The organism is Actinomycetes bacterium (assembly GCA_036000965.1).
Lineage (GTDB): Bacteria > Actinomycetota > CALGFH01 > CALGFH01 > CALGFH01 > DASYUT01.
This window is the reverse complement of record DASYUT010000151.1, coordinates 1-26,446: the sequence shown is the minus strand read 5'-3', so window position 1 is coordinate 26,446 and position 26,446 is coordinate 1. Positions and strand designations below refer to the sequence as shown.

The following is a 26,446-nucleotide window of genomic DNA, read 5'->3' as shown; positions in this document are numbered from 1 at the left end:
CTCGTCGTAGATCTCGCCGACCAGCTCCTCGAGCAGGTCCTCCACGGTCACGATGCCCTCGGTCCCGCCGTACTCGTTGATCACGATGGCCATCGCCTGCCGCTCTGCCTGCAGCCGGCGGAGCGCGTCCAGCACCCCCAGCGACTCGGGCAGGGCCAGCGCCGGGCGGACATGGTCGGCGACCCGGCCGCTCGCGCCGACCAGGTCGACCAGGTGGGCGATCCCGACGATCTCGTCCAGGTCGCCCTTGTAGACCGGGGCGCGGCTGTGGGTGGTTTCCACCAGCTTGCGGACTCCCTCCTCAGCCGAGGCCTCGGCGGGCAGGGCGACTATGTCCCGGCGGGGAATGAGCACGTCGCGCAGGCGGCGTTCGGCGATCTCGAACGCGCCGATCAGGAGCGTGCGGTGCTGCGGGCTGAAGGTCGCCTGGGTGGCGACCAGGTCGCGGACCTCCTCCTCGGTCACCGCGTCGCGCTGCATGCTGGGGTCCCCGCCGGCGAGCCGGACCAGCAGGTCGGTGGAGCGCGACAGCAGCCATACCACCGGCCTGGTCAGGGTGGAGATCACGGCCAGGGGGCGGGCGGCGAGCTTGGCCCACCGCTCCGGGCGCTGCAACGCGATCCGCTTGGGTGCCAGCTCCCCGACGACCAGGGTGACGTAGGTGAGCACGCTGGTGACCAGGACGATCGCGACCGGCTCGGCAGCACCCCCGAGGAACCCCAGCAGCGGCACCAGCGGCCCGGCCAGGGTGACCGCGGCTGCTGCCGAGGCCAGAAAGCCGGCCAGGGTGATGCCGATCTGGATCGTGGACAGGAACTGGTTGGGGTCGCGGGCCAGCTGGGCGACCAGCCGACCACGTCCGCCCTCCTGCTCCAGCCGCTGCAGCTGCCCCTCCCGCAGGGAGATGAGCGCGACTTCACTGCCGGCGAACCACGCGTTCACCAGCACCAGCACCAGCACCAGCCCGATCTGCAACCAGACGCCGTCCATCACCGTCACGCTCCTCACGACAGCGGCGCGGCCACCGGCCGGGCGCTCACGCGTCTGCGCCCCTGCAACTGGGGACTACCTCGGGGACAGCCTCCACAACGGCGCAAGTCTGATCCGAACGCAAACCAACCGCGGGATCGCCGCTGACAGTCAGGCCGGGTGGCGATACCGCCCGTGGGATCGCCGCGGACAGTCAGGCCGGGGTGGCGATGCCGCGGGCGAACTGGCGGAGCCGGACGCCGAGGGCCACGAGCGCGACGCCGAACACGATCGCGTACAGCCCGATCACCCAGACGACGGCGATGGCGCCCTCCTCGGGCCGGACCGCGAGGTAGAGCCCGAAGGCCACCGACACGATACCGCTGAGCGCGAGCAGCCATTCACCTCGCAGCTCCCGGCGCAGGACCACGGCGGTGGCGACCTCGAGCAGACCGGTGACCACCGCCCAGGCGGCGATCAGGTAGAGCAGCACCAGGGCGGTGATCCCCGGCCACAGGAACGTGAACACGCCGGCGGCGACTCCCGTGACCCCTTCGAAGACCAGCCAGCCGCGCCGGCTGCTTGCCTGGCGACCTCCCATGAGCGCCGCGGCCAGTGCCAGGAGCCCGTCCACCAGCGCGTAGAAGCCGAACAGCAGCACCAGCACCCGCAGGGTGATGTCCGGCCAGATCAGCGCGACCAGCCCGAAGGCCACGGCCAGCACGCCACGGACAGCCACCGCCCACCAGTACCTGGCGAAGTGCTGCAACACGTCCCTCACCTCCGGACTCGTGCGCCGCTCGCGGCCATCCGCACGGCCGCGACCGGCTGGCCGTCATCATCGCAGCGTTCGCCTTCATCCACTCCCGCGGCGCGGTACGGTACGCGCGTGCGAAAGGGGAACATGAGGAGAAGATGGCAGCTGTGACGGTTGCAACGGTGTTCGGTGTCGAGCGCGACGTCAAGACCCACGTCGAGGACCCCGCCGGCCAGTGAGGGAGCCTGAGCCAAACAGACTGGCGAGTGGACGACGATCGTCATGGCCCGCCGACCCGGACGTCCCCGACCACGAAACCACGAGCATGCGGCGGTTTGGCCCGAACCTGTTCGATGAGTCGCTCGTGCCCGGGCGCATGACCCGCTTGGGCTTCGGCATCGTCGTCGACCAGCCCCTGCCCCACATCCCGCTGCTGCCCGGCAGCCTGCTGGCGGTCGCCCCCGACGCCCTGCTGCACGACACGGTCCCCGAGCTCGCCGGCCGTGTGCTGTACGACCTGCTGACCGGCCACCCGGCCCGGTTGCCGGGCGCCCTGGTGTTCCTGGTCGACCTGACCGAGGAGCTGTGGGCCTGGGACGGCTCCACCTGGGCCGCCATCGGCGTCGACCCGGTCGAGGCGTGCGAGGCGATCGCCCACCGCCACCTCCACGGCGACGTCGACGCGCTGCGGTTCGACGACCTGAGCGCCAGCGAGCTCCACGCGCTCCGCCAGCTGCCCATGGCCGCGACCCGGACGGCGCTGCGCCGGCGGCTCGAGGGCCGGGTCGACGCGGCGCACCTGGACTGGCTGTGCGGGCCCCCGTCCTCCGTGCCCACGACGCTGTTCCTCTGACCCCTCAGCAGTCGCTCGGCTCGGTTCCCATCCCATCCGGCCCGGGACTACGCCGGCTGGTGCGGCCACCGGCACGCCGACGACCCGGCAGTCGCTCGGCTTGGTTCCCATCCGGCCCGGGGGGGTAGAAACTGGCTCCACCCTGGCGCATGCCGGGCTGCCAGGGGTCGACGCCGAATGCCGGGAGCAATGCCGGGAGCTGGGTCATGCCGATCTCTGCCCACGACGTCCACAAGGCAATGCGCGAGCTGGGCGACCTCCGCTACAGCGCCGTCAGCCTCCCCGACGCCTTGCGCCGCATCGTCGACACCACCCACGAGCTCTTCCGCGTGGACGGGGCGGGTCTGATGCTGATCGACGCCGACCAGCTCCTCCGCAACGTCGCCGTCTCCGACGAGCGGGTCGGCGCTCTCGAGGAGCTGCAGATCCAGTACGAAGAGGGTCCCTGCATCGACGCGTTCCAGGACAAGGACGTGGTGCACGCGGCCGACCTCACCGAGGAGCAGCGCTGGCCGTCGTTCTCGCCAGCCGCCGTGGGCCGGGGCCTGCGCGCCGTGCTCGCCAGCCCGATCCCCTACAACCAGCAGGCGATCGGGGTCGTGGCGGTGTTCTCGGCGGCCCGCCGGCCCTGGTCGCCAGAGGCCGAGCTGGCGATCATCGCCTTCACCGACCTGGCCGCGCTGCTCATCGCGAACACGATGCAGGGCGAGGAGCAGGGCGAGCTGGCCAAGCAGCTCCAGCAGGCCCTGGATGCGCGGGTCGTCATCGAGCAGGCCAAGGGTGCGCTGGTGGCCAGGGAGGGACTCACCCCGGTCGACGCGTTCGAGCGGCTCCGCACCCAGGCCCGCAGCGAGCGCCGCCGGGTCGCCGATGTGGCCGGGGAGCTGATCACCGCCCTGCAGCGCTCCTGAAGGTCCGGGACCTTCCGGGCCCCGGGGCCGGGCCACAGCGAGATCGGCATGGGCGTGGTCGCCGACGCGGTCCGCCGCCACGTCCTCGGAGGAGCAGGTGACGTTCGACTGACCTGACAGCCTCGCGCCGGTCGCGTGCAGGGTAACTATTTTCTCGCTCCAGCCTCGTCCGGCTGGGCCCGCCCGCGGGTCGTATCTGCTCGACGGCGCAGCTCAGGGGTCTCCCTGGGGTCCGGCGAGCACAGAGCTACGTAGCTGCGTAGCCAAAACGAGGCTCTTGAGTGCCTCAGTCATATCGGTCAAGTTTCGCTATCGTCACTACCAACTCGATGGTGCCCGTGAGCGAGCTCGTCATACCGAAACCAAGGCTCGACGTCCCTTCCCGTTCCCGACGGCCCGGTCCGCCCCGCCGGGCCGCGGGTCCCCGGGCGCTGCCAGGGCTGGCCGCCGGCCCGGGCGACCGGGAGCCCCCGAGGCGCACGGAGGCGCCTCGGGGGCCTGACCACAATCACCGTCCATGAGACCGGAGGTGATCCAGAGCAGGGCCAGACCACGCCACCCTGCTGCACGAAGCCCGAGCCCACGGCCTGCCCGGCCCCAGCGAGGGGGCTCGCCGCGGCTGTTGTCGACAGGGCCCGCCGTCCTTGTGGTCGTGTCCCTGGCCGTGGGGCTGGCGATCGGCGGCTGGATCGGCTCCGGCGTGCCGCGGGCCACGTCCACCGCCACCACGGTGTCCCTGCCCCTCGTGCTCCCCGCACCCGCCCCCTCGGCCGGACCGGCGCCGCTGCCCTCGTGCCAGGCCGCCATCCAGAGCGCGGACGAAGTGATCTCGTACCTGATCGGCGAGATCCGCGACCGCCGCCTGGAGGTCGCGCTCAAGCGGTACGTGGCCACCGCCTACACCTGCCGGAAGGAGAACCCGTGAAACGACTCCAGCTCGTGCTCGTCCCGCTCGTCCTGCTCCTCTGGCTCGCGCTGCCGGCCCGGGCCGGGCAGACGCTCTCCTCCACGCCGACCTGCCAAGGGATCTCGGTCAACGGCACGAGCTTCCCGGAGCCGGTCGTGCTGCTGATGGTCAGGGACGTGCGCAGCGGCAAGGTGCTCGCCGGCCCGGTGCAGACGACGACCGCGCGGGACGGCTCGTTCCGGGCGTCCCTCCGGGTCGACCTCACCGGCCGGACGATGGTCGAGGTGACAGCCTGGAGGAAGACCGGGACGACGGTGGTCCTGACCGCCCGTGAGCTGGTGAACCGCCCCTGCGTGACCGCCGCGGCCCAGGAGAGCGGGCTGACGGCGCTGCCCAGGACCGGCGTGCCGCGGACGGCCGTGCTGCTGGTCGGGCTCGGCCTGCTCGGGCTGGGCGCCGCCCTGTGCCACGCGGTCCGCTACCGGGGCAGGCACAGCGCCGCGCTGGCGTTCCCCTTCAGCGGTCCGCCCCGGCGAGCCGGACGGGCCGGCAAGGGCCGCATTCCCTGGCGGCGCCGCTTCTGACCGCCGCCAGCCCCGGCTGGGCCGCGCCCTGCGGGAGGGGCGCGGCCCTCCGTGGGGCCGGGCCCGTGGGGCCGGGGCCGGATCGCCCGGGCGGGGTGGTGGGCAGGGTCGGATCGCCGGATCGCCGGGCCCGTGGGGCCGGGCTCGTGGGTGGCGTCAGGCCGGGTAGACGGTCACCTCGGTCGCCTTGACGGACGCCCACACCCGACCGCCGTCGGCCAGGTGCAGCTCGGCCGCCGCGGCCGGGGTGACCTCGGCCACCAGCGGCGCCGGACCGCGGACCAGGACCCGGACCCGGTCGCCGACGATCTCCAGCACCTCGGACCGGCCCGTCCAGACGTTGCGCGGCGAGCCCTCGGGCGGCCGGCGGTGCAGGGCCACCGCCCTGGGGTGGACCACGGCGAACACCTCGCCGTCTCCCCCGTCGGTGCTCACCAGGGCATGGCCGCCCGGCAGTTCGACCCGCCCGCGGCTCGCCGTGCCCCGGAACAGGTTGAGGCCGACCAGGTCGGCGACGTAGCGGGAGCGCGGCCGGGCGGCTACCTGGGCCGGCGTGCCGTCCTGGCTGACCCGGCCCTGCTCGATCACGACCAGCCGGTCGGCCATGGTCATCGCTTCCATCGGGTCGTGGGTGACGAGCAGGCGGGTGCCCTCGTAGGAGGCGAGGTGGCGGCGGAGCTCGTGCCGAAGCTCGGTCCGGGCGCCGGCGTCCAGGGCGGCCAGCGGCTCGTCGAGCAGGAGCAGGCGGGGGCCGGTCGCCAGGGCCCTGGCGAGGGCCACCCGCTGCGCCTGCCCGCCGGACAGGGCGCGGGGCCGGGCCCCGGCCCGGTCCCGGAGGCCGACCCGGTCCAGCCAGCCAGCCGCCCGCTCGCGCGCCTCGCGCTTGGCCACGCCCCTGGCCCGCAGCCCGAAGGCGACGTTCTCGAGCACCGAGAGGTGTGGGAAGAGCAGGTAGTCCTGGAACACGAAGCCAACCGGGCGGCGCTCGGTCGGCACCCGGATGCCGGCGCCCGGGTCGTCGAGGACGGCCCGGTCGAGCACCACCCGCCCCTCGGCCAGGGGAACCAGCCCGGCCAGGGCGCGCAGGAGCGTGGTCTTGCCGGCCCCGTTGGGGCCGAGGAGCACCACCAGCTCTCCGGTGGCCACCTCCAGTGCGGTGTCCAGGGAGAGGGTGCCGAGCTCGAGCCGGACCCGTGCCTCGAGGCTCATGCCGTCGGGAACCAGCGGTCCCGCAGGACGACCAGGACGACCAGGGAGACCGCCAGCAGCACCAGGCTGAGCGCGATGGCCGCGTCCGTGTCGCTCTCCAGGGCCAGGTAGACCGCGAGCGGCATGGTCTGGGTGGTGCCGGGCAGGTTGCCCGCGAAGGTGATCGTCGCGCCGAACTCGCCGAGCGCGCGCGCCCAGCAGAGCGCGGCGCCGGCCCCGAGCGAGGGGGCGACGATCGGCAGGGTGACCCGCCGGAAGCTGGTCCAGCGCCCGGCCCCGAGGGTGGCGGCCGCGTCCTCGAAGCGGCGGTCCATCGCCCGCAGCCCGGCCTCGGTGGTGATGACCAGGAACGGCATGGCTACGAACGCCTCGGCGAGCACCGCCCCGAGGGTGGTGAACGGCAGCGTCAACCCGAAGGTCCGCTCCAGCCAGGCCCCGGCCAGACCCTTGCGGCCGAACGCGAGCAGCAGCGCCACCCCACCCACCACCGGCGGCAGCACCATCGGCAGGGTGGTGAGCGCGCGCACCAGGTTCTTGCCCTGGAACTCCGAGCGCGCGAGCACGAACGCCAGCGGCACGCCGATCACCGCCGACAGCGCGAGCGCGCCGACCGAGCAGACCAGCGACAGCCGCAGGGCCAGAAGCACCCCGGGGCTGATCAGCTCCTGGCCGATGCTGGTCCAGGGCGCCTCGCGGACCAGGCCGGCCAGGGGGAGGAGCAGGAAGGCGACTGCCATGGCGGCCAGGGCCGCTAACGGAGCAGGCGTGCGCTGCTTGCGGCTGGTCACTCGGGCGGGAGGAACCCGGCGTCCTTCAGGAACGCCTGTCCGGCGCCCGAGGCCACGTGGTCGACCCATGCCTGCGCCAGCTGCTGGTTCTTGCTGGCCTTGACCACGGCGATGGGGTAGGTGGCGGTCACGTTCTGGTCGCTCGGGATCTCGACCCCCTCGACCTCGTCGCCCGCCGCCGTCACGTCGGTCGCGTAGACGATGCCGGCGTCGGCCGAGCCGAGGGCGACCTTGTTGACGACCCCCTTGACGTTGTCCTCGAGCGACTTCGGCTTGACCGTGACGCCCTGCTTGGCGAGCGCCTCGGCGGCGTACCTGCCAGCGGGCACCTCCGGCCCGGCCAGCACCACGATGAGGTCCTTCCTGGCCAGGTCGCCGAGCGACCTGATCTCCTTGGGGTTGCCCTTGGCCACCACGATCTCGAGCACGTTCTGGGCGAACACCCTCGGGGCGCCCACCAGGTCGGCGACCTTGGTCATGTTCTTCTGGTCGGCCGAGGCGAACACGTCGGCCGGCGCTCCCTGCTGGATCTGGGTGGCCAGCGCCTGGCTGCCCGCGAAGTTGAAGGTCACCGAGACGCCCGGGTGCTCCTTCTGGAATCCGTCCCTGGTCGCCTCGAACGCCTTGGTGAGGGAGGCGGCCGCGAACACCGTCAGCTTGCTGCTGCTCGCCCGCCCGCCCGAGCCGCTGCCCGGCTGGTCGTTGCCGCCGCAGGCAGCGGCCAGCAGGGCGACGAGCAGCAGCAGGGCGGGGACGCGCGCGCGCCGGTGCATGCTGGCTCCTCAGCTCGGGATGGGCAGTTCGATCACGACGTTGGTGGCCTTGACCGCGGCGACGGCGAGCACGCCCGGGGCCAGGCCGAGCTCGTCGGCGGCCTCCCGGGTCATGAGGGAGACGACCCGGTACTGCCCGGCCTGCACCTCCACCTGGGCGGCGACGGTGTCCTTGACGACGCGGGTGACGATGCCGGCGAACCGGTTGCGGGCCGACTGGGCCGAGATGCCCTCGGGCTCGTGCGCCGGGGCCAGCGTGGCCACGAAGCGGGCGAGGTCGGCGCCGTCGATCAGGCGCTGCCCGCCCGTGCTGCGCCGGGTCGCCAGGCGGCCCGAGTCGGCCCAGCGCCGGACGGTGTCGACGCTGACGCCGAGCAGCTCCGCCGCCTGGCCGATCCGGTAGCTCGCCATGGCGAGGATGATCGACCCTTCGACGCGCAGAAGCAAGAGATCTGGGGTCAATGCTTGCATCTGCCAGCTCCACGACACGCCGAGGGCCCACCTCTTCGTGCGCCCAGGCTCCTGCTGCGCCCGTGGCTACCGGCTCGGGCGAGGTCGCCCGGCCGGCTCGGCGATGGCCGCGATCCGGTCGAGGCTGGGGGGGTGGGTGCGCAGCAGGGCACGCATCCCCCGGGTCCTCGGCGCGCGCAGCTCGGCCGGCACGAAGAGCTGCAGGACGCGGGTGAGGCCGGCACCGAAGCCGAGCTCCACCGCGTGCCGGTCGGCCGCGTACTCGGACGCCCGCGACAGCGCGGCCTGCAGGACCCGCGAGACCCGCACCGAGACCCAGAGCGGCAGCCAGAAGACCCCCAGCGCCACGACCACGACCACGCCCGCAGCCACCAGGACGCCGACGACCACCAGCACGCCCAGGATGCCGAGGGCGCCGTCGACGCCGCCGCCCGAGACCCGGCCGGCGCGAGCCCGGAGCCGGGAGAAGACCCTGGTCATCGACCGGGTGATCCGCCGGGCCCTGCGCAGGCACCAGTCGGCGGCCATGAACGGCAGCAGGTACCACCAGCCGAGGCCGGTGGCCAGCGGGTGGAGGTCCCGGTGGTGGCCGAGCTCGTGGGCCATCACCGCTTCCAGCATGTCGTCGGCAAGGCCCAGGGCGACCCGGGTCACGGCCACGAAGTGGCCGCCGAGCGCGAAGGCGTTGACCAGCTCGCTGGGCTCGATGCGCAGGCGGTAGCGGGACGGGTCGGTGCCGGCCCGGGCGCAGACGTCCGCCCAGATGGGGGAGAGCCGGGACAGCTCGGTCGGGGTCGGCCGCCGGATGCCGAACAGCAGCCGACCGACGCCCTCCTCGACCGGGCGGACGAGCATCAGCCCGGCGCTCGCGGTCCAGACCAGCGACGTGACGATGAGACCGGACCACGTGCTCCCGAGCACGAACCTGCCAAGCGCCAGCCCGACCGGGGCGACCAGGATGTGCGAGAAGGCCCAGATCCCCGCGACGAGTGAGAACATCCCGAGCGAGGTCCGGGTGACCCCGCCGGCGGTCCCTGCCGGCTGTGCCGGGACGGCGCGCGTGCCGGCGGCCCTGGCTGGCCTCGGGTTGGAGTTGGGCGGCATCGGTCGGCGGTGTCCCGTCGTGCTGGGCGGCACCGGCGCTGCCCCGGCCCGCGGCTGAGGACGCCAGTCTGCCAGGAAAGCGACGAGCGGGCGCGCTGGCCGAGGCGCACGCCGTCACCGGGCGCCGCTACGCTTCGATGGCACCCGACCCGGGAGGAGGTCTTGAAAAGGGTTGATGAGAGGGGGCTTGAGAGGAGCGAGGGGGGGCTTGAGAGGAGCGAGGGAGTCTTGAGAGGAGCGAGGGAGTCTTGAGAGGAGCTTCACCGGTGCCGCATGCGAGTCGTTACCGAGACGGCGTGACCGCCGCGCTGCCGCTGGCCGTGGCCGTGGTCCCGTTCGGGATGTCGTTCGGCGTGCTCGCCCGCTCTGCCGGCATGGGCCGGCTTGCCCCGGTGGTCATGTCGGCCACCACGTTCGCGGGCTCGGCCCAGTTCGCGGCCGCGTCCATCCTCGGCGCCGGTGGCGGGCTCGCCGCCGCGATCGTGGCCGCCGTGCTGCTGAACGTCCGCTACGGGCCGATCGGGCTCTCGGTCGCCGGCGTGCTGCGCGGCGGCCCGCTCGCCCGCTTCGTGCAGGCCCAGCTGGTCGTCGACGAGTCCTGGGCGGTGGCCAACCGCGGCGGCCGGTTCGACCGCAGGCTGCTGCTCGGCGCCGGCGCCGTCCTGTACGCGAGCTGGCTCCTCGGTACCGTGGCCGGCGTGCTGGCCGGCGACCTGCTCGGCGACCCCGAGCGCCTCGGGCTCGACGCCGCCTTCCCCGCGCTGTTCCTCGCCCTGCTGGTGCCCCAGCTCCGGGTGCGCGGCGACCGGTCGCAAGGGTCGGGGTCCGGGCCTTCCGGCGGGACCGCCCCGGCGGCCGGGCCGGTGGGGCCGACCGCCTGGCTCCGCTCGCACACCGCGCTGGTCGCGGCCGTGCTCGGCGCCGCGATCGCCATCTGCCTGGTCCTGGTCAGCCCTCCTGGGGTGCCGATCATCGCCGCCAGCGTCGCCTGCCTGGTCGGCGCCTGCCGCCCGACGACGGCGGCGGGTGCGACCCCGACCCGACGCGGGCAGGAGGAGCGGCCGTGACCAGGGCGGGCGCGACCCGGGCGGGGGCGCACCGGTGACCGGGGCGGGCGCGACCCGGAGGGCGCGGGCGGGGGCACCGGTGACCAGGGCGGGCGCGATCTGGACCGGGCGCGGGCGGGGGGTGCGCCGGTGACCGCCGCGTGGGCCATTGTGCTCGTCGTCGGGGTGGCGACGGTCGCGATCAAGGCGTCCGGCCCCGTGCTCCTCGGGGGGCGCGAGCTCCCGCCCCGCGTGCGGGGCGCGCTCGAGCAGCTCGCCCCGGCCCTGCTCGCCGCGCTGGTCGCGGTCGGGGTGTTCGCGAGCGGGCGCCGGCTGGTGCTCGACGCCCGCGTGGTCGGCCTGCTCGCGGCGGTCGTCGCCCTCCGCCTGCGCGCCCCGACCCTGGTGGTGGTGGCGGTCGCCGCCGTGGCGACCGCGCTCGTCCGCCTGGCCTGATCCCTGCCCGCCGGCTGCGTTTGGCCACCGGCCCGGTGGCTAGCCCTCCCGTGGCGTCGGAACGAGGGTTCCCGTGGGCTGCCCGCGTCGTCGGCGCCGGAGTGGGCCAACCTGTCCAGCGGCGACCGCGCCAGATGGGCGAAGCGGCTGTCGACAGGCGCCGCGCGGGCGCCGGAGGATCATTGCCGCGGGCGCCGCCGGACTCGCACGCCGGAAGCGCGCGATGCCGCTGTGAACCCGTGCGACGGCGGGCCCGAACGCACATCGAGGCGCTGGCAACGGAGCCGGCGCGGGAGGCGATGCGACACCGTGAAGGTTGACAGGCGCCCGGCGGGCGCGACCCCCGACAACGGCGCGAACGGGCTCCCGGCCCGCGCGGCGCCAAGCGATGAGGACGTGCTACGCGAGCGGACCAGCGCCTGGGACGCCGCGCTGTCCCAGCTCGAGGCGGCCGCCGACGTCCTCGGCCTGGACCAGGGCATGCGCGACCTGCTGGCCACGCCGAAGCGCGTCCTCATAGTGGCGGTGCCCGTCCGCCGGGACGACGGCCGGCTCGAGGTGTTCGAGGGGTACCGGGTCCACCACAACGTGACCCGTGGGCCGGCCAAGGGGGGCATCCGCTACCACCCGATGGTCTCCCTCGACGAGGTCAAGGCGCTCGCCATGTGGATGACGTGGAAGTGCGCGGTGGTGGGCATCCCGTTCGGCGGCGCCAAGGGCGGCGTGGTGGTCGACCCGGCCACCCTGTCCAAGGTCGAGCTCGAGCGCCTCACCCGCCGCTTCGCCGCGGAGCTGCTGCCGGTCATCGGTCCCGAGAAGGACATCCCCGCACCAGACGTCAACACCGACGACCAGATCATGGCCTGGTTCATGGACACGTTCTCGGTGAACCAGGGTTATTCGGTGCCCGGCGTAGTGACCGGCAAGCCGCTCGCGATCGGCGGCTCCGAGGGCCGCAGAGGGGCGACCGCCCTTGGCGTCATGTACAGCCTGTTCATGGCGCTCAAGGAGCGCGGCAGGCAGCCGTTGGACGTGACCGTCGCCATCCAGGGCTTCGGCAAGGTCGGCGCCGGCGTGGCCACGTTCCTCCACGACGCCGGGTGCACCGTGGTGGCGGTCTCCGACGTCCGGGGCGGGGTCTACAACCGCCGCGGGCTGAACCCGCAGGCGCTCGTCAGGCACCGGCGCGCCACCGGCTCGAACACCGTCGCGACCTTCCCGGGCGGCGACCGCATCACCAACGAGGAGCTGCTCGCGCTCGACGTGGACGTGCTGATTCCCGCTGCACTCGAGGGCGTGATCCGGGCCGACAACGTCGACTCGGTGAAGGCGGACATCATCGTGGAGGCCGCCAACGGGCCCACCACGCCCTCGGCCGACAAGGTGCTCGACGACCGCGGTTGCCTGGTCGTGCCCGACGTGCTTGCCAACGCGGGCGGGGTCACCGTCTCCTACTTCGAGTGGGTGCAGGACATCCAGGCCTACTTCTGGTCCGAGGACGAGGTGAACCACCGCATGCGCCAGATCATGGAGCATGCCTACGCGCAGGTGGCCGACCTCGCCGCGGAGCAGCATCTCAGCATGCGTCAGGCCGCTCAGGTCATCGGCGTGGGCCGGGTGGCCGACGCCCACCGCACCCGCGGCCTGTTCCCCTGACCCGGGCCGCACGACGACCCCTGACCCGGGCCGCACGACGACCCTGACCCGGGCCGCACAACGAGAGGCCCGCCGTGCAGGGCGGGCCTCTCGCGTGCAACCGCCGCGGTCGAGGGGGTCGTGCGGCGGAAATCGGACGGCTGCTACCCGCCCGGCCGGCCGTAGCCGGCGATGTTCGGCAACGAGGCGGACTGGATCCTGACGACATCGCCCGTGTGGGTGGCCGAGATCTGCTTGCCGCCCCCGACGTACATGGAGACGTGGGAGATCGGGCTGTAGCGGAAGATCAGGTCACCCGGCTTGAGGTTGCCGGCGGACACGCGCATGGTGACCCCGTACTGGCTGCGGCTCGAGTGGGGGAGCCCGACGCCGGCCTGGGCCCAGGCCGCCATCGTGAACCCCGAGCAGTCGAAGGCGTCCGGACCGGAGGCGCCCCACTGGTAGGGCTTGCCGAGCTGCCTGTAGGCCCAGCGGATGACCGCGCTGACCGAGCCGCTGACCGGCGGCGGGGTGGGGCTCTGCTGCAGGCCGCCCGTCCTGACCGCCTTCTGGGAAGGGGCGGCCCGGCGGTTGAGCGCGGCGATCCGGGCCCGGTTGGCCGCCCGCATCTGGTTGAGCAGGCGCTCGGCCCGGTCGACCGCCCGGTCCACCTCGGTCTTCTTGCCTCGCAGGCGGGTTACCTCGGCAGCCTGCTGGGCCTCGACCGACCTCAGCACAGCGCGGCTCGCGTCGAGCGAGCGCCTGGCCGCCTTCAGCGAGGTGACCAGCTCGGTGCTCTGCTGGGCGAGGAGCTCCAGGGACTGCATCCGCTCGACCGCGCTGCTGGGGTCGCCAGTGGTCAGGACGGCGGCCAGCTCGCTGCCCGGGCCGTTGACATAGGCGTTGGTAGCCTGGGCGGCGATCCGTGCCTGCAGGTCGTCGTAGCTACGCTGGGCGGCCTGCGCCTGGCGCTGGACAGCGGCCAGCTTCGCGCGCGTGCGCCCGAGGGCGAGGCTCTGCTCGAGGTAGTCCTCAACGAGCTGGTCCGCCTGCTGGTTCAGCCGGTCGAGCTGGCTGTTGAGGTCGGCGGTGCTGGTGGGGTCGGCGTGGGCCACGCCGGAGCCTGCGACGGGGAGCAGCGCCAACGGGAGGACGATCGCCGCGAGCAGCATGACGCGCAGCCCACGGCGTGGCCCTCGGCGGTTGGGGGACCGTCGAGCACGTAACGGCAAGCCCGGCTCCTTTCCTCAGGCCTGCGGGACGACGGCGAGCTTCTGGGGGGAAGGGGGGGCCTCGCCTCCGGTGGGAACCGGAGAACCGTCTGCCGCCGAGCATGCACTGGCTACGGCGTTCCCGCTCCCGCGCGGCCGCGGGACTTGGCTCACTAACCGACTGTGACGAAACGTGGCTGTCAGGTAACCAATTCGTGATCAATCGCGCGGGAGGTTACCGCTCTGCGACCCGTGTGCCAAATCTGGTGGTCATGGCCGCCAAGGTCGACGAACCGGAGTTGCCCCGCCCCAGATGTGGGGTTATGGTGACGCTCCACCACAACATCTTGCGACTTCGCCGAGCATGTGCCCCGCCTGCGCGCGTCGGCGGCTGCGGAGAAGTACCGACGCCCTACCTAGGGAGGAGCCTGATCCATGGCCGACGCGACGCCGGTGCCGGCACCGTTGGCGGACCGGGACCGGGCCGTCCTCGCCTTCGAACGGCAGTGGTGGAAGTATGCCGGTGCCAAGGAAGAGGCCATCAGGCGCGAATTCGGCATGAGCCCGACCGCGTACTATCAGCTGCTCACCAGGCTCATCGACGACCCGGCGGCGCTGGCGGCTGACCCGATGCTGGTGAAGCGGTTGCAGCGCCAGCGTGCGGCCCGGTGCCGCCAGCGCGGCTCCCGTACCCTCGGGGCGCAAGGCCCAGGCTCCTACAGCTGAGGCCCGTCCGGCCTGCCGAGTACCTTGACCATGGCACCGGCGCCGACCATGGCACAGGCGCCTTTTGGCCGTGGCGGCGGCGGGATCCGCCCGACCATGGCGCCGGCGCTGTTGGGGGGCCGTGGGGGGAGCGAGGAGCTTGCCGGGACCGCGGCTCCCCCAGCACGATGGCGCAGGCGCTGTTGGGGGGCCGTGGGGGGAGCGAGCTCCCCCCACATCGAACCAGGGACTACCGGTCGACGAGGTGCCAGCACTAGCTAACAGACACGCCTTACCAGCCAGCACTAGCTAACAGACACGCCTTACCAGGGAGGGTTCAGGTTGCGACCCGGTCCGACCGCTCGAGCGGCGGCGGTGCTCGTGGTGTTCCTCGGGCTGTTCTGGGGGATCGACCGCTTCCTGGGCGGTGACGGCGGCCCCGAGGCCGCCGGGACGAGCCGCCGGACGGCCGCCGCCACCCCCGCGTCCACCGCTGCGCCGGCCAGCACCGCCAAGCCCACCACGACCGGCGGGCCGGCGACCACGGCCGGGCCGACCACCACCGCGACGCCCACGACCACCGCGCCGCCGGCGACCCAGCCCACCGTCCGGCCCGCCAGCGGGGTGAGCGTCCAGGTCCTCAACGGGACCTTCAAGGACGGCCAGGCCCGCAAGGTGGCCGACATGCTCCGGGACGCCGGCTACGACGTGATCGCGACCCAGGCCGCGCTGGGCGACTATCCCGTGTCCCGCGTCTACTACAGCGAGGGACACCTGGACGACGCCCTGGCCCTGCAGAAGCGCTTCCCGGCCTTCCAGATCGTCCTCCCGGCCTCGGAGTCGGGCACCGGGCTGTCGTCAAAGGTCGACCTGTCCGCCGTGGTGGGCCGGAACTTCGGGTGAGCACCACCGGCGCTTGACCGGGCGCTAGCCGTCGCCCGGCCGGTCGGCGCCGGCGTGGCGCAGGCCGGACAGGTCCTTGCGCTGGCTGGTGAACCAGTCCTGGGGCGGCAGGGCGCTGGCGCCCTCGCGCAGCCGCCTGGCGCGCTCGGCCCGCTCGTCGGCCGGCATGGCCAGCCCGGTCGCCAGGGCCTCGGCCAGCTCATTGGTGTCGAACGGGTTGACCAGCAGCGCTCCATCGGCGAGGTCGTCGGCCGCGCCCGCGTTGCGGGACAGGATCAGCACGGCGTCGCGCTCGCTCACCGACGGGCCCTCCTTGGCGACCAGGTTCATCCCGTCCCAGACCGGGTTGACGACCAGCACGTCGGCCAGGGCCAGGGCGGCCAGCGCCCGCGGGTAGTTGTCGCGCAGCTCGAGCACGACCGGCTCCCAGGTCCTGGTCCGGTAGCGCTCGTTGATCGCCTCGGCCGCCTGCTTCACCTCGGCCGTGTAGGACTGGTACTCGGGCAGGTCCCGGCGCGACGCGTAGGCGAGCACGTAGTGGACCACCCGCTGGCGCATCCTGGGGTTGCGGTCGAGGAAGATCGAGAAGCCCTCCAGGCCGCGAAGGATGTTCTTGGACAGCTCCATGCGGTCGACCCGGACCACGAGCCTGCGCCGGTTGGCCAGCTCCCGCACGAACCGGCGCTGGACCTGGGCCTCGCGGTCGGCAGCCAGGGCACGCAGGTTGTCGCCGTCGACCCCGAGCGGGTAGGCGCGCACGTGCACCTCGCGTCCGTCGCGCGACCGTACCGTGTCGCGCTCCCGGTTGACCTGGTAGCCGGCGTCCTGGCAGCAGCGCAGGAAGTTGCGGGACCAGCGGGGCACCAGGAAACCGAGCAGGTCGGCCCCGAGCATGCCCTTGAGCAGCTCGGCCCCGACCGCGTTGGGCAGCATCGCGAAGTACCCCGGGTCGGCCCAGGGGCAGTGGGTGAAGTGGGCGATGCCCAGGTCGCCGCGTCGCTCGCGCAGCATCGCCGGGGCCAGCGCGAGATGGTAGTCCTGCAGGAAGACGTCGCCGCCCTGGTCCACCTCCTGGTCGCAGGCGGCCGCGAAGGCCTGGTTGACGTCTTGGTAGTTCTTCCAGGCGAGCCGGAAGCTGCGGTCGAAGCGGGGGTGGCGGGGCACGTCGAACAGGTAGTGCTGCAGGAACCAGATGGTGCGGTTGGAGACGCGGTTGTAGTAGGCCTGGTACTCCCGCGGGTCGATCACCAGGCTGCGGAGCTGGACCGGGCCCTGCGGGAGGTCGACCCGGCGGCGGTTGCCGGTCCGCCCCGCCCGCCTCGCGGCGACACGGTCCCCCTCGCTGATGGCGGCGGCCACCCAGGTGCCGCCCTGGCCGGCGAGGGCGGGACCGAGCGCGGCGACCATGCCGCCGGCGCCCCGTCCCGAGGAGAGGTTGCCGTCTTCGTCGAGCTCGAACTGGACGGGACCGCGGTTGGATGCGACGACGAGCTCTGCCATGTGAAGCTGCCTTTCCCGTGGGTGGGCCGTCGGCTTTGGTGGGTATGCTGGTGGCGTCCCTGTGCGGCACCGAGCCGGGCGCTCAGATGGTAGTGGGGCCTCCTCTCCGCCCCGGGTCGCCCCGCCATGACGGGACGAGGAGTGCCAGCGATGACCCAGGGCACCGACGAGCTGCCCCGCACGACCCTGCTGGAGCCGCCGAAGCGGATATCAGCCTACGACCGCTTCGTCCGCTTCGGTATCGGTGCCTGGGCCGGCATCGGGATCATCCTGCTCGGCTGGCTGTTCCTGCGCATGCTCGGCTTCGCCAGCGTCCTCCTTCCCCCTCTGCTGATCGCGCTCGTGGTTGTGTACCTCCTGAACCCGTTGGTCAGCGCGCTGGAGCGCCGGGGCATGCCCAGGGTGGCCGGAGCCAGCATCGTCTACCTGCTGTTCCTGGCCATCGTGGCGCTGCTGGTCTCGCTCCTGGTGCCGGTCATCACCCGCCAGGTGGTGGCCATGGCCGCCGACTTCCCGCAGTACACCCGGGACGCCCAAGCGCAGGTCGAGCGCCTGGGCCGGCGCTTCGGCCAGCGCTGGGAGGTCAACCTCGACGCCGACCGGGTGCAGGCATGGCTCACCCAGAGCGGCAACCAGCAGGCGGTCACCAGGTACGTGACCGGCCTGCGCACGGTCACGTCCTCGCTGCTGCACGGGCTGGTGCTGTTCGTCATCGGGCCGATCATGGCCTTCTACCTGCTGGTCGACCTGCCCCGGCTGCGGAGGGGGGCGCTCGCGATGATCCCGCCCCACCGGCGCGACGAGCTCCGCGACCTGTTCGACCGGATCGGCAAGGCGGTGGGCGGGTTCTTCCGGGGCCAGCTCCTGGTCGCGCTGTTCGTGGGGGTCGCCTCGAGCGTCGCCCTGTACCTGATCCACCTGCCGTTCTGGCTCCTGGTAGGGATCGTGGCCGGCGTGTTCAACCTGGTGCCCCTGGTCGGCCCGTTCATCGGCGGCGTCTTGGCCGTGGTGATCGCCCTGGTCAGCGGCAGGCCGCTCACGGCGCTGTGGGCCGCCGTCGCGCTCACGGTCGTCCAGCAGATCGACAACCACCTGATCTCGCCGAACGTGATGTCGCGCACCGTCCAGCTCCACCCCGTCGTGGTGATGCTCGGCCTGCTGCTCGGCGCCACCTTCGGCGGCCTGTTCGGCATGCTCGTGGTGGTCCCGCTGATCGCGGTGGCCAAGATCCTGTTCCTGTTCCTCTGGTCGCGTTACGTCAGCTACGGGGACGAGCTGACCAGGAACGAGGGCCCTGGGTAGGCAACGCGCAGTCTCGTCCCACGGCCCCAAGAGCGCCTGTGCCGTGCTCGGGCTGACGGTAACGGGACCTGGGAGGCCACTGGACAAGGGCCGTTCCTGCCCGTGCCGGGCTGCAACACCGCAGCTCAGGGGGTCGCAAATCAGGTCGCCTGCGGGCTTTCAGTGGCCTCCTGGCCGGTGCTCCGCTGGCGGCGGGCGAGCAGGGCGCGGACCGCCTCGGCCCAGCCGTCCTGGGCCGGCCCGGGGGTGGCGATGGCCGGGGCCGGGGCCGGCCCTCCGGGAGGGCCGGGCGCGGGCAGCTCGCCTGCCGCCCAGGCGCCGTTGGCGACCAGGAACATCGCGCCGGTCACGCCGGCCAGCTCCAGGTCGCTCGGGGAGTCGCCGATGGCAGCGGCCTGGTGGGCGGCGAGCCCGCGCCGGGCCAGGTAGGCGGCGGCGGTGCGCGCCTTGGTCACCCCGGCCGGCGCGAGATGGTAGGCGTGGCTGATGCCCGTGCCGAGGTGCGGGTAGGACCCGCGCAGGCGCCCGTTGTCGAGCAGCCTGGCCCAGCCGAAGCCGGCACCGGCCAGGACCGCGTCCGCCTCGGCCACCTCGACCTGGCCGCGGAGCAGGGCGGTGCCCTGGCGCCCCTCGTGCCAGGGCGTGTGTGGCTCGAGCCGGCCCTCGAACGCGTCGAGCAGCCCGGCCAGGGCGCCCGAGCGCTCGATGGCCTCGGCGGGGGTGGCACCCAGCGTCCGGGGCGCCTCGCCCCACTGCAGCTCGGTCGTGCGGCCGAGCAGCAGCACGGCGCCGACCTCGCCGACCGCGTCGCGCAGGCCGAGCAGGCGGGACGCCTCGCGGAGCTGGAGCGCGGTGCGGCCCGACACCAGCACGACCTCGAGGCCGGCCCGCCCGGCCTCGACCAGGGCCTCGGCCGCGGCCAGGGTCGGGCTGCCGTCGTAGCCGGCGAGCAGGGAGCCTCCCCGCCCGACGAGGGTGCCGTCGACGTCGGAGAACAGCACCACCGGGTCGAGCCGGTCCAGGACCGGGCCGGCCTCGGCGAGGGGCAGCACGGGCACGTCAGGCGCTCGAGCCGGCGGCCAGCGCGTCCCGCCGCCGCCGGTAGCTGTCGAGGGTGGCGATGGGCGGTCGCTGCAAGGTGGTGATCTCCTGCGGCTCGATGTGGTACTCGCGCAGGCGGTTGGCGAACTGGAACAGGGTGGTCGACCAGGCGTCGGGCACCACTCTGCCCTCGTCGGCGAGGCGGGCCAGGGCGGCCTGGAGGATGCCGAAGCTCATCCGCGACAGCGCCTGCACGTCCTGGTTGCGGTGGACCCGGCGCTCCAGGTCGACCTGGGCGATCGCGTCGACTCCGGCGTGACGGGCGATGTCGATCAGCAGGCCCAGCTCGACGCCGTAGCCGGAGAACACGGGGACCTGCTCGAGCACCTCCCGGCGCCCGGCGTACTCGCCCGAGAGCGGCTGCACCAGGCCGGCGAGCTGGGGCCAGAACAGGTTGAGGACGGGCCGCGCGAGCAGCTCGGTGACGCGCCCGCCGCCGGTGGCCCGCAGTGCGTTGCGCTCGCGGATGGGGCGCTCGTAGAACGCCTTCACGTAGACGATGCCGGGGTCGGTGAACAGTGGTCCGAGCAGCCCGTAGACGAAGCGGGGATGGATGTTGCGGATGTCAGCGTCGATCCAGCAGATGAGGTCGCCGTGGCAGACGTGCAGGCTCTTCCAGAGCCCCTCGCCCTTGCCGGACCCCGGCCCCTCCTCTGGCAGCACGTCGCCCTCGCAGTGGACGACCGCGCCCTCGGACTGGGCGATGGCGACCGTGCCGTCGCTCGACCCGCCGTCGACGACCACGATCTCGTCGACCAGGCGGGAGCGCTCGAGCAGCGACCGCCGCAGGACCCGGACGATCTGGCCGATGGTGGCTGCCTCGTTGCGGGCGGGCAGGCAGACCGAGACCGTGGTCGCGGACCGCTCCCGCGCCTCCCGCAGCGCGGCGAGCGGCTCGAACTGGCTGTAGTGGAAGGTCCGGTTGCCGAACCATTCCCAGGTGTCGAGCTGAGACATCCTCTCTCCCGGTCGCGTTTCCCGTCGACCGCCCGACATACCCAGACAGGAGCCGGAGGCTAACGCTTCGCTCCTCGAGCCCCAGATCCCGCGCAGCCGCCGGCGTTGACGCCTCCGAGCCTGCCAGGGCAAGCTGGAAAGGACAACTGAACATGGCGACGCATCAAGAGGGGTGGAGGGACCGGCCCGACGAAGCCCCGGCAACCTCCCCGATCCGGTCACCGGACGGGGAAGGTGCCACGTCCGACCCCGTTGCCCGCGGGGAAAGATGCGCGAGCGGTCCGGGTGACCGCGGCGCGAGGCGATCGCCTACGAGCCCACGGAGGTCACCTGCATGGCCCGAGTCCCGCACGACCGTCCCGACCCCGCCACCGCCGTGGTGCTGCGCTGTCGCGGCTGCGGCACGCCATACCCGCCCGAGCTCCGCTACGCCTGCCCCAACTGCCTCGGCCCCCTCGACGTCGAGTACGACCACGACGGGCTGGCGGCAGCGCTGGACCGGGACAGGATCGAGGCCGGTCCGCGCTCGATCTGGCGCTACCGGGCGGCCCTGCCCTCCCGGCCCGGCAGCGGCGACCTCGCCCCCGGCCTCACCCCGCTGGTGCCGGCGCCCCGGCTCGCCGAGGCCCTGGGGATCCCCGGTGAGCTGTGGTGCAAGGACGACACCCGCAACCCGACCAACTCGTTCAAGGACCGGGTGGTCGCGGTCGCCGTGGCCAAGGCGCGCGAGTTCGGCCTGTCGACCGTGGCGTGCGCCTCCACCGGCAACCTGGCCGGGGCGACGGCAGCCGCCGCGGCCGCGCAGGGGCTGGACTGCGTGGTGGTGATCCCGGCCGACCTGGAAGCGGGCAAGATCGCCTCGGCGGCCGCCTTCGGGGCCACCGTGGTCGCGGTCGAGGGGTCCTATGACCACGCCAACCGGCTGTCCTCCCAGGCCGCCGAGGCGTTCGGCTGGGGGTTCGTCAACGTCAACCTGCGACCCTGGTACGCCGAGGGTTCAAAGACGGTCGGGCTGGAGGTGGCCGAGCAGCTCGGCTGGTCCCTGCCTGACCACGTGGTCGTCCCGATCGCCTCGGGCGCGCTGCTGACAAAGGTGCACCAGGGGTTCGGCGTGCTGGCAGCGGCCGGCCTGGTCGAGGCGACCCCGGTGCGGGTCCACGGCGCCCAGTCAGACGGCTGCGCGCCGGTCGCGACCGCGTTCGGCGAGGGTCGCGACGACGTCCTGCCGGTGCGGCCGAGCGGGATCGTGAAGTCGCTCGCCATCGGCGACCCGGCCGACGGGGTGGAGGCGCTCGAGGTGGTCCGCTCGACCGGCGGGCGCGTCGAGGCGGTCACCGACGAGCAGGTCATCGACGCCATCGAGCTGCTCGCCCGCACCACCGGCATCTTCGGCGAGACGGCGGTCGGGGTGACCGTGGCCACCCTCGCGCGGCTGGCCGCCCGGGGCGCCTTCCAGCCTGGCGAGCGGGTGGTCGCCCTGATCACCGGGCACGGCCTGAAGACCAGGGAGGTGCTCGACGGGCGGGCGGGCGCGACCATCACGGTGCGCCCGAACATCGACGCGCTGGAGGCGGCCCTCGACCCCGTCCGGCCGGACCTGGTCGCGAGCGCCTGAACGGCCCCCCGGACGGCTGCTGGACGGCCCCTGGACGGCTTTGAACGGCCCCTGGACGGGCTGCTAGACGGCCCTATATTGGCCCGCTGCCCTCGCGTGGCCCCGCTCGGCCCGCTGGACGGCCCCCCCGCTCGCCCGCTGCATCGCCCCCCCGCAGGCCCGCTGGACGGCCCCCGCTCGGCCCCCGCTGGACGGCCCGTTGCGCGAGGTCGGGGAGAGCACCTTGACACTGTCATATGACACTGTCACAGTGTCGGCATGGAACCGACCGCTTCCTGGACGCTCGACGAGCTGACCCGCCGGGTCGGCGGCGCCCTCTCCGTCGACTACGACGGGCAGGCCAGTGGCCGTGTGCGCGACGTGCCCGACCAGCGGGTGATCCGCTGGTACACCACGCTCGGCCTGGTCGACCGGCCGGCCGCCATGCGCGGCCGCACCGCCCTGTACGGGCCGCGGCACCTGCGCCAGCTCGTCGCGATCAAGCGGCTGCAGGCCCGCGGCCTGTCGCTCGCCGACGTCCAGGTCGAGCTGGCCGGCGCCAGCGAGGCCGACCTCGAACAGATCGCCCGGGTCCCGCTCGCAGAACAGATCGCCCAGGTCCCGCTCGCACCGGCGTCCACGGCACCCGAGCCCGGAGGGCCGGAGCTCGCACGGCCCGATGCCGGCCCTCCCGTGCCCGAGGCGCCCGATGCCGGCCCTCCCGTGCCCGAGGCGCCCGATGCCGGCCCTCCCGTGCCCGAGGCGCCCGCTGCCGGCCGGCCCGCGTCCGAGGCGCCCGGGGCCACGGTGCCCACGTCCACGGTGGACGGGCAGGCGACGACCGGAGCACCGCCGGCGCAGACCGGGGGTGCCGGGCGGAGGTTCTGGGCGGCGGGACCGGCCGCTCCGCCCCCGGCGGCCCCGGCGCGCGGGGCGCTGGGGAGGGGTTCTTGGCGGCGACCGTCTCGGCCGCCCGTGCGGCCGGCCGCCCACCTCCAGGGGATCCGCCTGGGGGACGAGGCAACCCTGCTCATCGGCGTCCAGCGGCCGGTGGACGCCGCCGACGTGCGCGCCCTGCGCGCCGCCGCCCGGCCGCTGCTCGAGGCGCTGCACGCCCGAGGGCTGGCCGGTCCGGGCCACGAGCCCGGACCCGGCGGCCCGGACAACGAAAGGGAGCTCCCATGACGAGCCGCCTGCCACTGCTCACCGACGACGAGGTCGCCCACGACGTGCCCCCTGGCGGCGAGACCGGCATCGGGACGCTCACCACCAGGCGGGGCAACCTGCCCCTGGAAGCCCTTGACGTGGCCGCCGACATCGCCGGCCTGCTCGCCCGGGTCGTCCTGACCCAGACCTTCTCCAACCCCTGTCCCGAGCCGCTCGAGGCCACTTACGTCTTCCCCCTGCCCGACCGGGCCGCCGTCACCGAGTTCCGCATGGAGGTGGCCGGGCGGGTCGTCGAGGGTGTGCTGCAGGAGCGCGGCCAGGCCCGTGCCGCCTACGACCAGGCCGTCAGCGAGGGCCGCCGCGCCTCCATCGCCGAGGAGGAGCGGCCCGGCGTGTTCACCATACGGGTCGGCAACCTCATGCCCGGCGAGCGTGCAAGCATCCGGCTCGCCATGGCCGGGCCGCTGCCCTACGCGGACGGCGAGGCCACCTTCCGCTTCCCGCTGGTCGTGGCGCCACGCTACGTCCCAGGCGTGCCGCTGCCCGGCCAGCCAGCCGGCGACGGCACGGCGCTCGACACCGACGCCGTGCCCGATGCCTCCCGCATCACCCCGCCGGTGCTGCTGCCCGGGTTCCCCAACCCCATCCGCCTGTCGATCAGCGCGCAGGTCGACCCGGCCGGGCTGCCGCTCACCGCGCTCAGGTCGAGCCTGCACGCCGTGGTCGAGGACGAGCGGGACGGCGTGCGGGTCGTGCGGATCCATCCGGGGGAGCGCGCCGACCGCGACTTCGTCCTCCGCCTCGCCCTGGGCGACGGCGCGGTCGCCACGTCCCTGGCTGCCGTGCCGGACGAGCAGGGCGAGGCGGGCACGTTCGCCCTCACCCTGGTGCCGCCGGTGGCCCCCGCCACCGACCGTCCGCGCGACGTCGTGTTCGTGCTCGACCGGTCCGGCAGCATGGCCGGCTGGAAGATGGTGGCTGCCCGCCGGGCCATGGCCCGCATGGTCGACACGCTCACCGACCGCGACCGCTTCGCCGTGCTCGCCTTCGACAACGTGGTCGACAGCCCGGACGGGAGCGAGGACGGCCTCGGCCTGCGAGCCGCCACCGACCACAACCGGTTCCGGGCGGCGGAGTTCCTCATCCGCATCGACGCCCGGGGTGGCACCGAGATGGCCGGGGCTCTGCAGCAGGCGCTGGAACTGCTTGGCGCACCGCTCGAGGGTAGCCGTCCCGAGGCCCACGACCGCGTGCTCGTGCTGGTCACCGATGGGCAGGTGGCCAACGAGCACCAGCTGCTGCGGCTGGTGGCGGAGCGGATCGGGGAGGTGCGCGTGTTCACCGTCGGGATCGACACCGCGGTGAACGCCGGCTTCCTCCGGCGGCTCGCCGGCCTCGGCGGGGGCGCGTGCGAGCTGGTCGAGTCGGAGGACCGGCTCGACGCGGTGATGGGCCGCATCCACCGGCGCATCGGCACTCCCTTGCTGACCGAGTTGCGTGTCGAAGGCGCCGGGCTCCACGTCGACCCAGGCTCGCTCAGCCCCGGCCGCCTGCCCGACCTGTTCGCCGGCGTGCCGGTGGTGATCGGCGGGCGGTGGCGGGGCCGGCCCGAGGGCGCGGTCACCGTGCGTGGACGCGAGCCGTCCGGCCGCCCCTGGCAGGCGGAGGTGCGCGCCGGTCGGGGCGGGAGCCGCGCCCTCGCGCCGGTCTGGGCCAGGGCCCGGCTGCGCGACCTGGAGGACGCCTGGGTCGCCGGCCGCGCCGACGACCAGGACCTCGAGCGACAGATCGTGGAGACGTCGCTGCGGTTCGGCGTGCTCTGCCGCTTCACGGCCTTCGTAGCCGTCGACTCGGTCGTGGTCAGCGAGGGCGGGTGGGTGCGCAGGGTGATCCAGCCGGTCGACGCCCCGCAGGGCTGGGCCATGTTCGCCGGGCAGGCCGGGGTGCCAGCCCCGGCGCCCATGATGGCCAGGACCGCCAGGACGCCCGGCCTGCTGGCCGCGTCGGCCGAGATGGCGCCGGCTGCTGGCCGAGCGGCATGGCAGGCGATGAGCCCGGCCGTGCACCGCTGGCGGGCCGGCACCGCCGCCGAGGACGACGCCCAGCTCGGCGAGGCCGTGCAGCACGCCTACCGGCGCCGGGCCCTGGACCTGCACACGCTGCTCGCCGGTACCGGCACTGGCAGGGCCGAGCGAGCCGAGCGCCTTGCCGAGCTGCAGGCCGGCCTGTCCGCGCTGGTCGCCGACCTCGAGTCGGTCGCTGCGGCAACGACCAAGCTGCGGCCGCTCCGCGAGCTGCTGGCCGAGCTGGAGCGGGTGGTTGCCGGGCCTGCGCCGGCCGGCGCGGAGGCGGAGCTGGAGCGGCTGTGGGACCGGGCCCTGGCCGTCCTGGAGGCGTTCGCCCGCCCGGCAGGAGCGCGCAGGACCCGAGCGGCCCAGGCCCGGTCGCCCGAGCCGGGCCGGACCGCAGAGCAGGAGCGGGCCGAGCGGGCGCGCGACTTCTGGAAGCGCCGTCCGGTGTAGCGGCCACCGGGTGGCACGCCTCGTTCAGCACGCGCACTGCGTTTAGCACTCGCACTGCAAGAGTGCTAACATCCGCGGCAGCACGTCTGGCCGATCGGCCGGACATGAAAGGCAAGCCACCTAGAGGGAGGTAGCCAGCGCATGCCCAAGATCATCGCCTTCGAGGAGGACGCCCGGCGGTCGCTCGAGCGGGGCATGAACCAGCTCGCCGACGCCGTACGGGTGACGCTCGGGCCCCGGGGCCGGAACGTCGTCCTCGAGAAGAAGTGGGGCGCGCCGACGATCACCAACGACGGCGTCTCCATCGCCAAGGAGATCGAGCTCGAGGACCCCTACGAGAAGATCGGGGCTGAGCTCGTCAAGGAAGTCGCAAAGAAGACCGACGACATCGCCGGTGACGGCACCACCACCGCCACCGTGCTGGCGCAGTCACTGGTCCACGAGGGCCTGCGCAACGTGGCCGCCGGGGCCAACCCGATGAGCCTCAAGCGCGGCATCGAGAAGGCCGTCGACCTTGCCGTCGAGGCCATCAAGAACCAGGCCAAGGACGTCGAGACCCGCGACGAGATCGCCCACACGGCGACCATCTCGGCCGGCGACCCCGAGATCGGCGAGGTCATCGCCAAGGCGATGGACGTGGTCGGCAAGGAAGGCGTCATCACCGTCGAGGAGTCGAACACCTTCGGCATCGAGCTCGAGACGGTCGAGGGCATGCGGTTCGACAAGGGCTACATCTCGCCCTACTTCGTGACCGACCCCGAGCGCATGGAGGCCGTGCTCGACGACCCCTACATCCTGATCGCCAACCAGAAGATCTCGGCCGTCAAGGACCTCCTCCCGGTCCTCGAGAAGGTCATGCAGACCGGCAAGCCGGTCGTGATCATCGCCGAGGACGTCGACGGCGAGGCCCTGGCCACCCTGGTGGTCAACAAGATCCGCGGCACGTTCAAGAGCGTCGCGGTCAAGGCCCCCGGGTTCGGTGACCGGCGCAAGGCCATGCTGGGCGACATCGCGGTCCTCA

Annotated in this window: 25 protein-coding genes and 1 riboswitch; of the genes, 14 read left to right on the top strand and 11 right to left on the bottom strand. The window is 73.5% G+C overall.

Annotated elements, in window-relative coordinates; translation table 11 throughout:
• Together VG276_13145 and VG276_13140 are read right to left on the bottom strand one after the other, a co-directional pair.
• Positions 1-990 (bottom strand): hemolysin family protein (locus tag VG276_13145; protein HEV8650320.1); only part of this gene is annotated, 990 nt, incomplete at its 3' end.
• A gap of 193 nt (positions 991-1,183) precedes the next feature.
• Positions 1,184-1,750 carry an HdeD family acid-resistance protein gene (locus tag VG276_13140; protein HEV8650319.1) on the bottom strand — a complete coding sequence of 189 codons (567 nt, stop codon included), beginning with the start codon at positions 1,748-1,750 and terminating at the stop codon, positions 1,184-1,186.
• A 301-nt stretch (positions 1,751-2,051) separates the two neighbouring features.
• Here VG276_13140 and VG276_13135 point away from each other — a divergent pair, with 301 nt between their 5' ends.
• The 4 genes from VG276_13135 to VG276_13120 all read left to right on the top strand — a co-directional run bounded on the left by VG276_13135 (position 2,052) and on the right by VG276_13120 (position 4,981).
• Entirely contained in the window at positions 2,052-2,579 is a 528-nt protein-coding gene (locus VG276_13135) for a hypothetical protein (GenBank protein ID HEV8650318.1), read from the top strand.
• Between the two features lie 206 nt (positions 2,580-2,785).
• Positions 2,786-3,490, top strand: a complete 705-nt coding sequence (locus VG276_13130) for a GAF and ANTAR domain-containing protein (GenBank protein HEV8650317.1) — start codon at positions 2,786-2,788, stop codon at positions 3,488-3,490.
• A 622-nt stretch (positions 3,491-4,112) separates the two neighbouring features.
• A complete protein-coding gene (locus tag VG276_13125; GenBank protein HEV8650316.1) occupies positions 4,113-4,415 on the top strand; it encodes a hypothetical protein in 303 nt (100 codons plus the stop codon).
• Positions 4,412-4,981 (top strand): hypothetical protein, encoded by a 570-nt coding sequence (locus VG276_13120; protein ID HEV8650315.1) that lies wholly within the window; start codon positions 4,412-4,414, stop codon positions 4,979-4,981. Before VG276_13125 ends, VG276_13120 begins: the two co-directional genes overlap by 4 nt.
• Before the next feature lie 156 nt (positions 4,982-5,137).
• On the opposite strand, the gene VG276_13115 is transcribed toward VG276_13120, so the two are convergent.
• The 5 genes from VG276_13115 to VG276_13095 all read right to left on the bottom strand — a co-directional run bounded on the left by VG276_13115 (position 5,138) and on the right by VG276_13095 (position 9,221).
• Positions 5,138-6,190, bottom strand: a complete 1,053-nt coding sequence (locus VG276_13115; GenBank protein ID HEV8650314.1) for an ABC transporter ATP-binding protein — start codon at positions 6,188-6,190, stop codon at positions 5,138-5,140.
• The gene (locus VG276_13110) at positions 6,187-6,927 is read right to left on the bottom strand and encodes an ABC transporter permease (protein HEV8650313.1); all 741 of its coding nucleotides are present in this window, start codon (positions 6,925-6,927) and stop codon (positions 6,187-6,189) included. The genes VG276_13115 and VG276_13110 overlap by 4 nt, the downstream gene beginning before the upstream one ends.
• 47 nt (positions 6,928-6,974) lie before the next feature.
• On the bottom strand, positions 6,975-7,751 hold the full coding sequence (gene modA / locus VG276_13105; GenBank protein HEV8650312.1) for a molybdate ABC transporter substrate-binding protein: 777 nt from the start codon (positions 7,749-7,751) through the stop codon (positions 6,975-6,977).
• Positions 7,752-7,760: 9 nt separating this feature from the next.
• Positions 7,761-8,162 (bottom strand): TOBE domain-containing protein, encoded by a 402-nt coding sequence (locus VG276_13100; GenBank protein HEV8650311.1) that lies wholly within the window; start codon positions 8,160-8,162, stop codon positions 7,761-7,763.
• 126 nt (positions 8,163-8,288) lie between these two features.
• Positions 8,289-9,221: a M48 family metalloprotease gene (locus VG276_13095; protein ID HEV8650310.1), complete on the bottom strand. Its 933-nt coding sequence runs from the start codon at positions 9,219-9,221 to the stop codon at positions 8,289-8,291.
• A gap of 401 nt (positions 9,222-9,622) precedes the next feature.
• Between VG276_13095 and VG276_13090 the strand changes: the two genes are divergently transcribed.
• The 3 genes from VG276_13090 (at position 9,623) to VG276_13080 (ending at position 12,484) form a co-directional block, all read left to right on the top strand.
• Positions 9,623-10,393, top strand: coding sequence for an AzlC family ABC transporter permease (locus VG276_13090; protein ID HEV8650309.1), 771 nt, complete (start codon positions 9,623-9,625; stop codon positions 10,391-10,393).
• Between the two features lie 129 nt (positions 10,394-10,522).
• The gene (locus VG276_13085) at positions 10,523-10,828 is read left to right on the top strand and encodes an AzlD domain-containing protein (protein ID HEV8650308.1); all 306 of its coding nucleotides are present in this window, start codon (positions 10,523-10,525) and stop codon (positions 10,826-10,828) included.
• Positions 10,829-11,224: 396 nt separating this feature from the next.
• Entirely contained in the window at positions 11,225-12,484 is a 1,260-nt protein-coding gene (locus VG276_13080; GenBank protein HEV8650307.1) for a Glu/Leu/Phe/Val dehydrogenase, read from the top strand.
• Positions 12,485-12,627: 143 nt separating this feature from the next.
• Here the strand turns inward: VG276_13080 and VG276_13075 are convergent, their stop codons facing one another.
• Positions 12,628-13,635, bottom strand: a complete 1,008-nt coding sequence (locus tag VG276_13075) for an NlpC/P60 family protein (GenBank protein ID HEV8650306.1) — start codon at positions 13,633-13,635, stop codon at positions 12,628-12,630.
• A 474-nt stretch (positions 13,636-14,109) separates the two neighbouring features.
• Between VG276_13075 and VG276_13070 the strand changes: the two genes are divergently transcribed.
• Together VG276_13070 and VG276_13065 are read left to right on the top strand one after the other, a co-directional pair.
• Positions 14,110-14,400: a DUF3263 domain-containing protein gene (locus tag VG276_13070; protein HEV8650305.1), complete on the top strand. Its 291-nt coding sequence runs from the start codon at positions 14,110-14,112 to the stop codon at positions 14,398-14,400.
• Positions 14,401-14,721: 321 nt separating this feature from the next.
• On the top strand, positions 14,722-15,282 hold the full coding sequence (locus VG276_13065; GenBank protein HEV8650304.1) for a LytR C-terminal domain-containing protein: 561 nt from the start codon (positions 14,722-14,724) through the stop codon (positions 15,280-15,282).
• 24 nt (positions 15,283-15,306) lie between these two features.
• On the opposite strand, the gene VG276_13060 is transcribed toward VG276_13065, so the two are convergent.
• Complete coding sequence (locus VG276_13060) at positions 15,307-16,782, bottom strand: trehalose-6-phosphate synthase (GenBank protein ID HEV8650303.1); 1,476 nt, start codon at positions 16,780-16,782, stop codon at positions 15,307-15,309.
• 150 nt (positions 16,783-16,932) lie between these two features.
• Between VG276_13060 and VG276_13055 the strand changes: the two genes are divergently transcribed.
• Entirely contained in the window at positions 16,933-18,084 is a 1,152-nt protein-coding gene (locus tag VG276_13055; GenBank protein ID HEV8650302.1) for an AI-2E family transporter, read from the top strand.
• A gap of 140 nt (positions 18,085-18,224) precedes the next feature.
• On the opposite strand, the gene VG276_13050 is transcribed toward VG276_13055, so the two are convergent.
• A complete protein-coding gene (locus VG276_13050) occupies positions 18,225-19,142 on the bottom strand; it encodes an HAD family phosphatase (protein ID HEV8650301.1) in 918 nt (305 codons plus the stop codon).
• A 1-nt stretch (position 19,143) separates the two neighbouring features.
• Positions 19,144-20,142 (bottom strand): glucosyl-3-phosphoglycerate synthase, encoded by a 999-nt coding sequence (locus VG276_13045; GenBank protein HEV8650300.1) that lies wholly within the window; start codon positions 20,140-20,142, stop codon positions 19,144-19,146.
• Positions 20,143-20,299: 157 nt separating this feature from the next.
• A riboswitch (SAM riboswitch) is annotated at positions 20,300-20,417 on the top strand.
• Positions 20,418-20,476: 59 nt separating this feature from the next.
• On the opposite strand from VG276_13045, the gene thrC reads away from it, so the two are divergent.
• From thrC to groEL, 4 genes are all read left to right on the top strand, one after another.
• Complete coding sequence (gene thrC, locus VG276_13040) at positions 20,477-21,757, top strand: threonine synthase (GenBank protein HEV8650299.1); 1,281 nt, start codon at positions 20,477-20,479, stop codon at positions 21,755-21,757.
• Between the two features lie 258 nt (positions 21,758-22,015).
• Positions 22,016-22,921: a MerR family transcriptional regulator gene (locus VG276_13035; protein HEV8650298.1), complete on the top strand. Its 906-nt coding sequence runs from the start codon at positions 22,016-22,018 to the stop codon at positions 22,919-22,921.
• Entirely contained in the window at positions 22,918-25,425 is a 2,508-nt protein-coding gene (locus VG276_13030) for a VIT domain-containing protein (protein HEV8650297.1), read from the top strand. Before VG276_13035 ends, VG276_13030 begins: the two co-directional genes overlap by 4 nt.
• A 141-nt stretch (positions 25,426-25,566) precedes the next feature.
• On the top strand, positions 25,567-26,446 hold an 880-nt coding region (gene groEL, locus VG276_13025; protein ID HEV8650296.1), incomplete at its 3' end, for a chaperonin GroEL.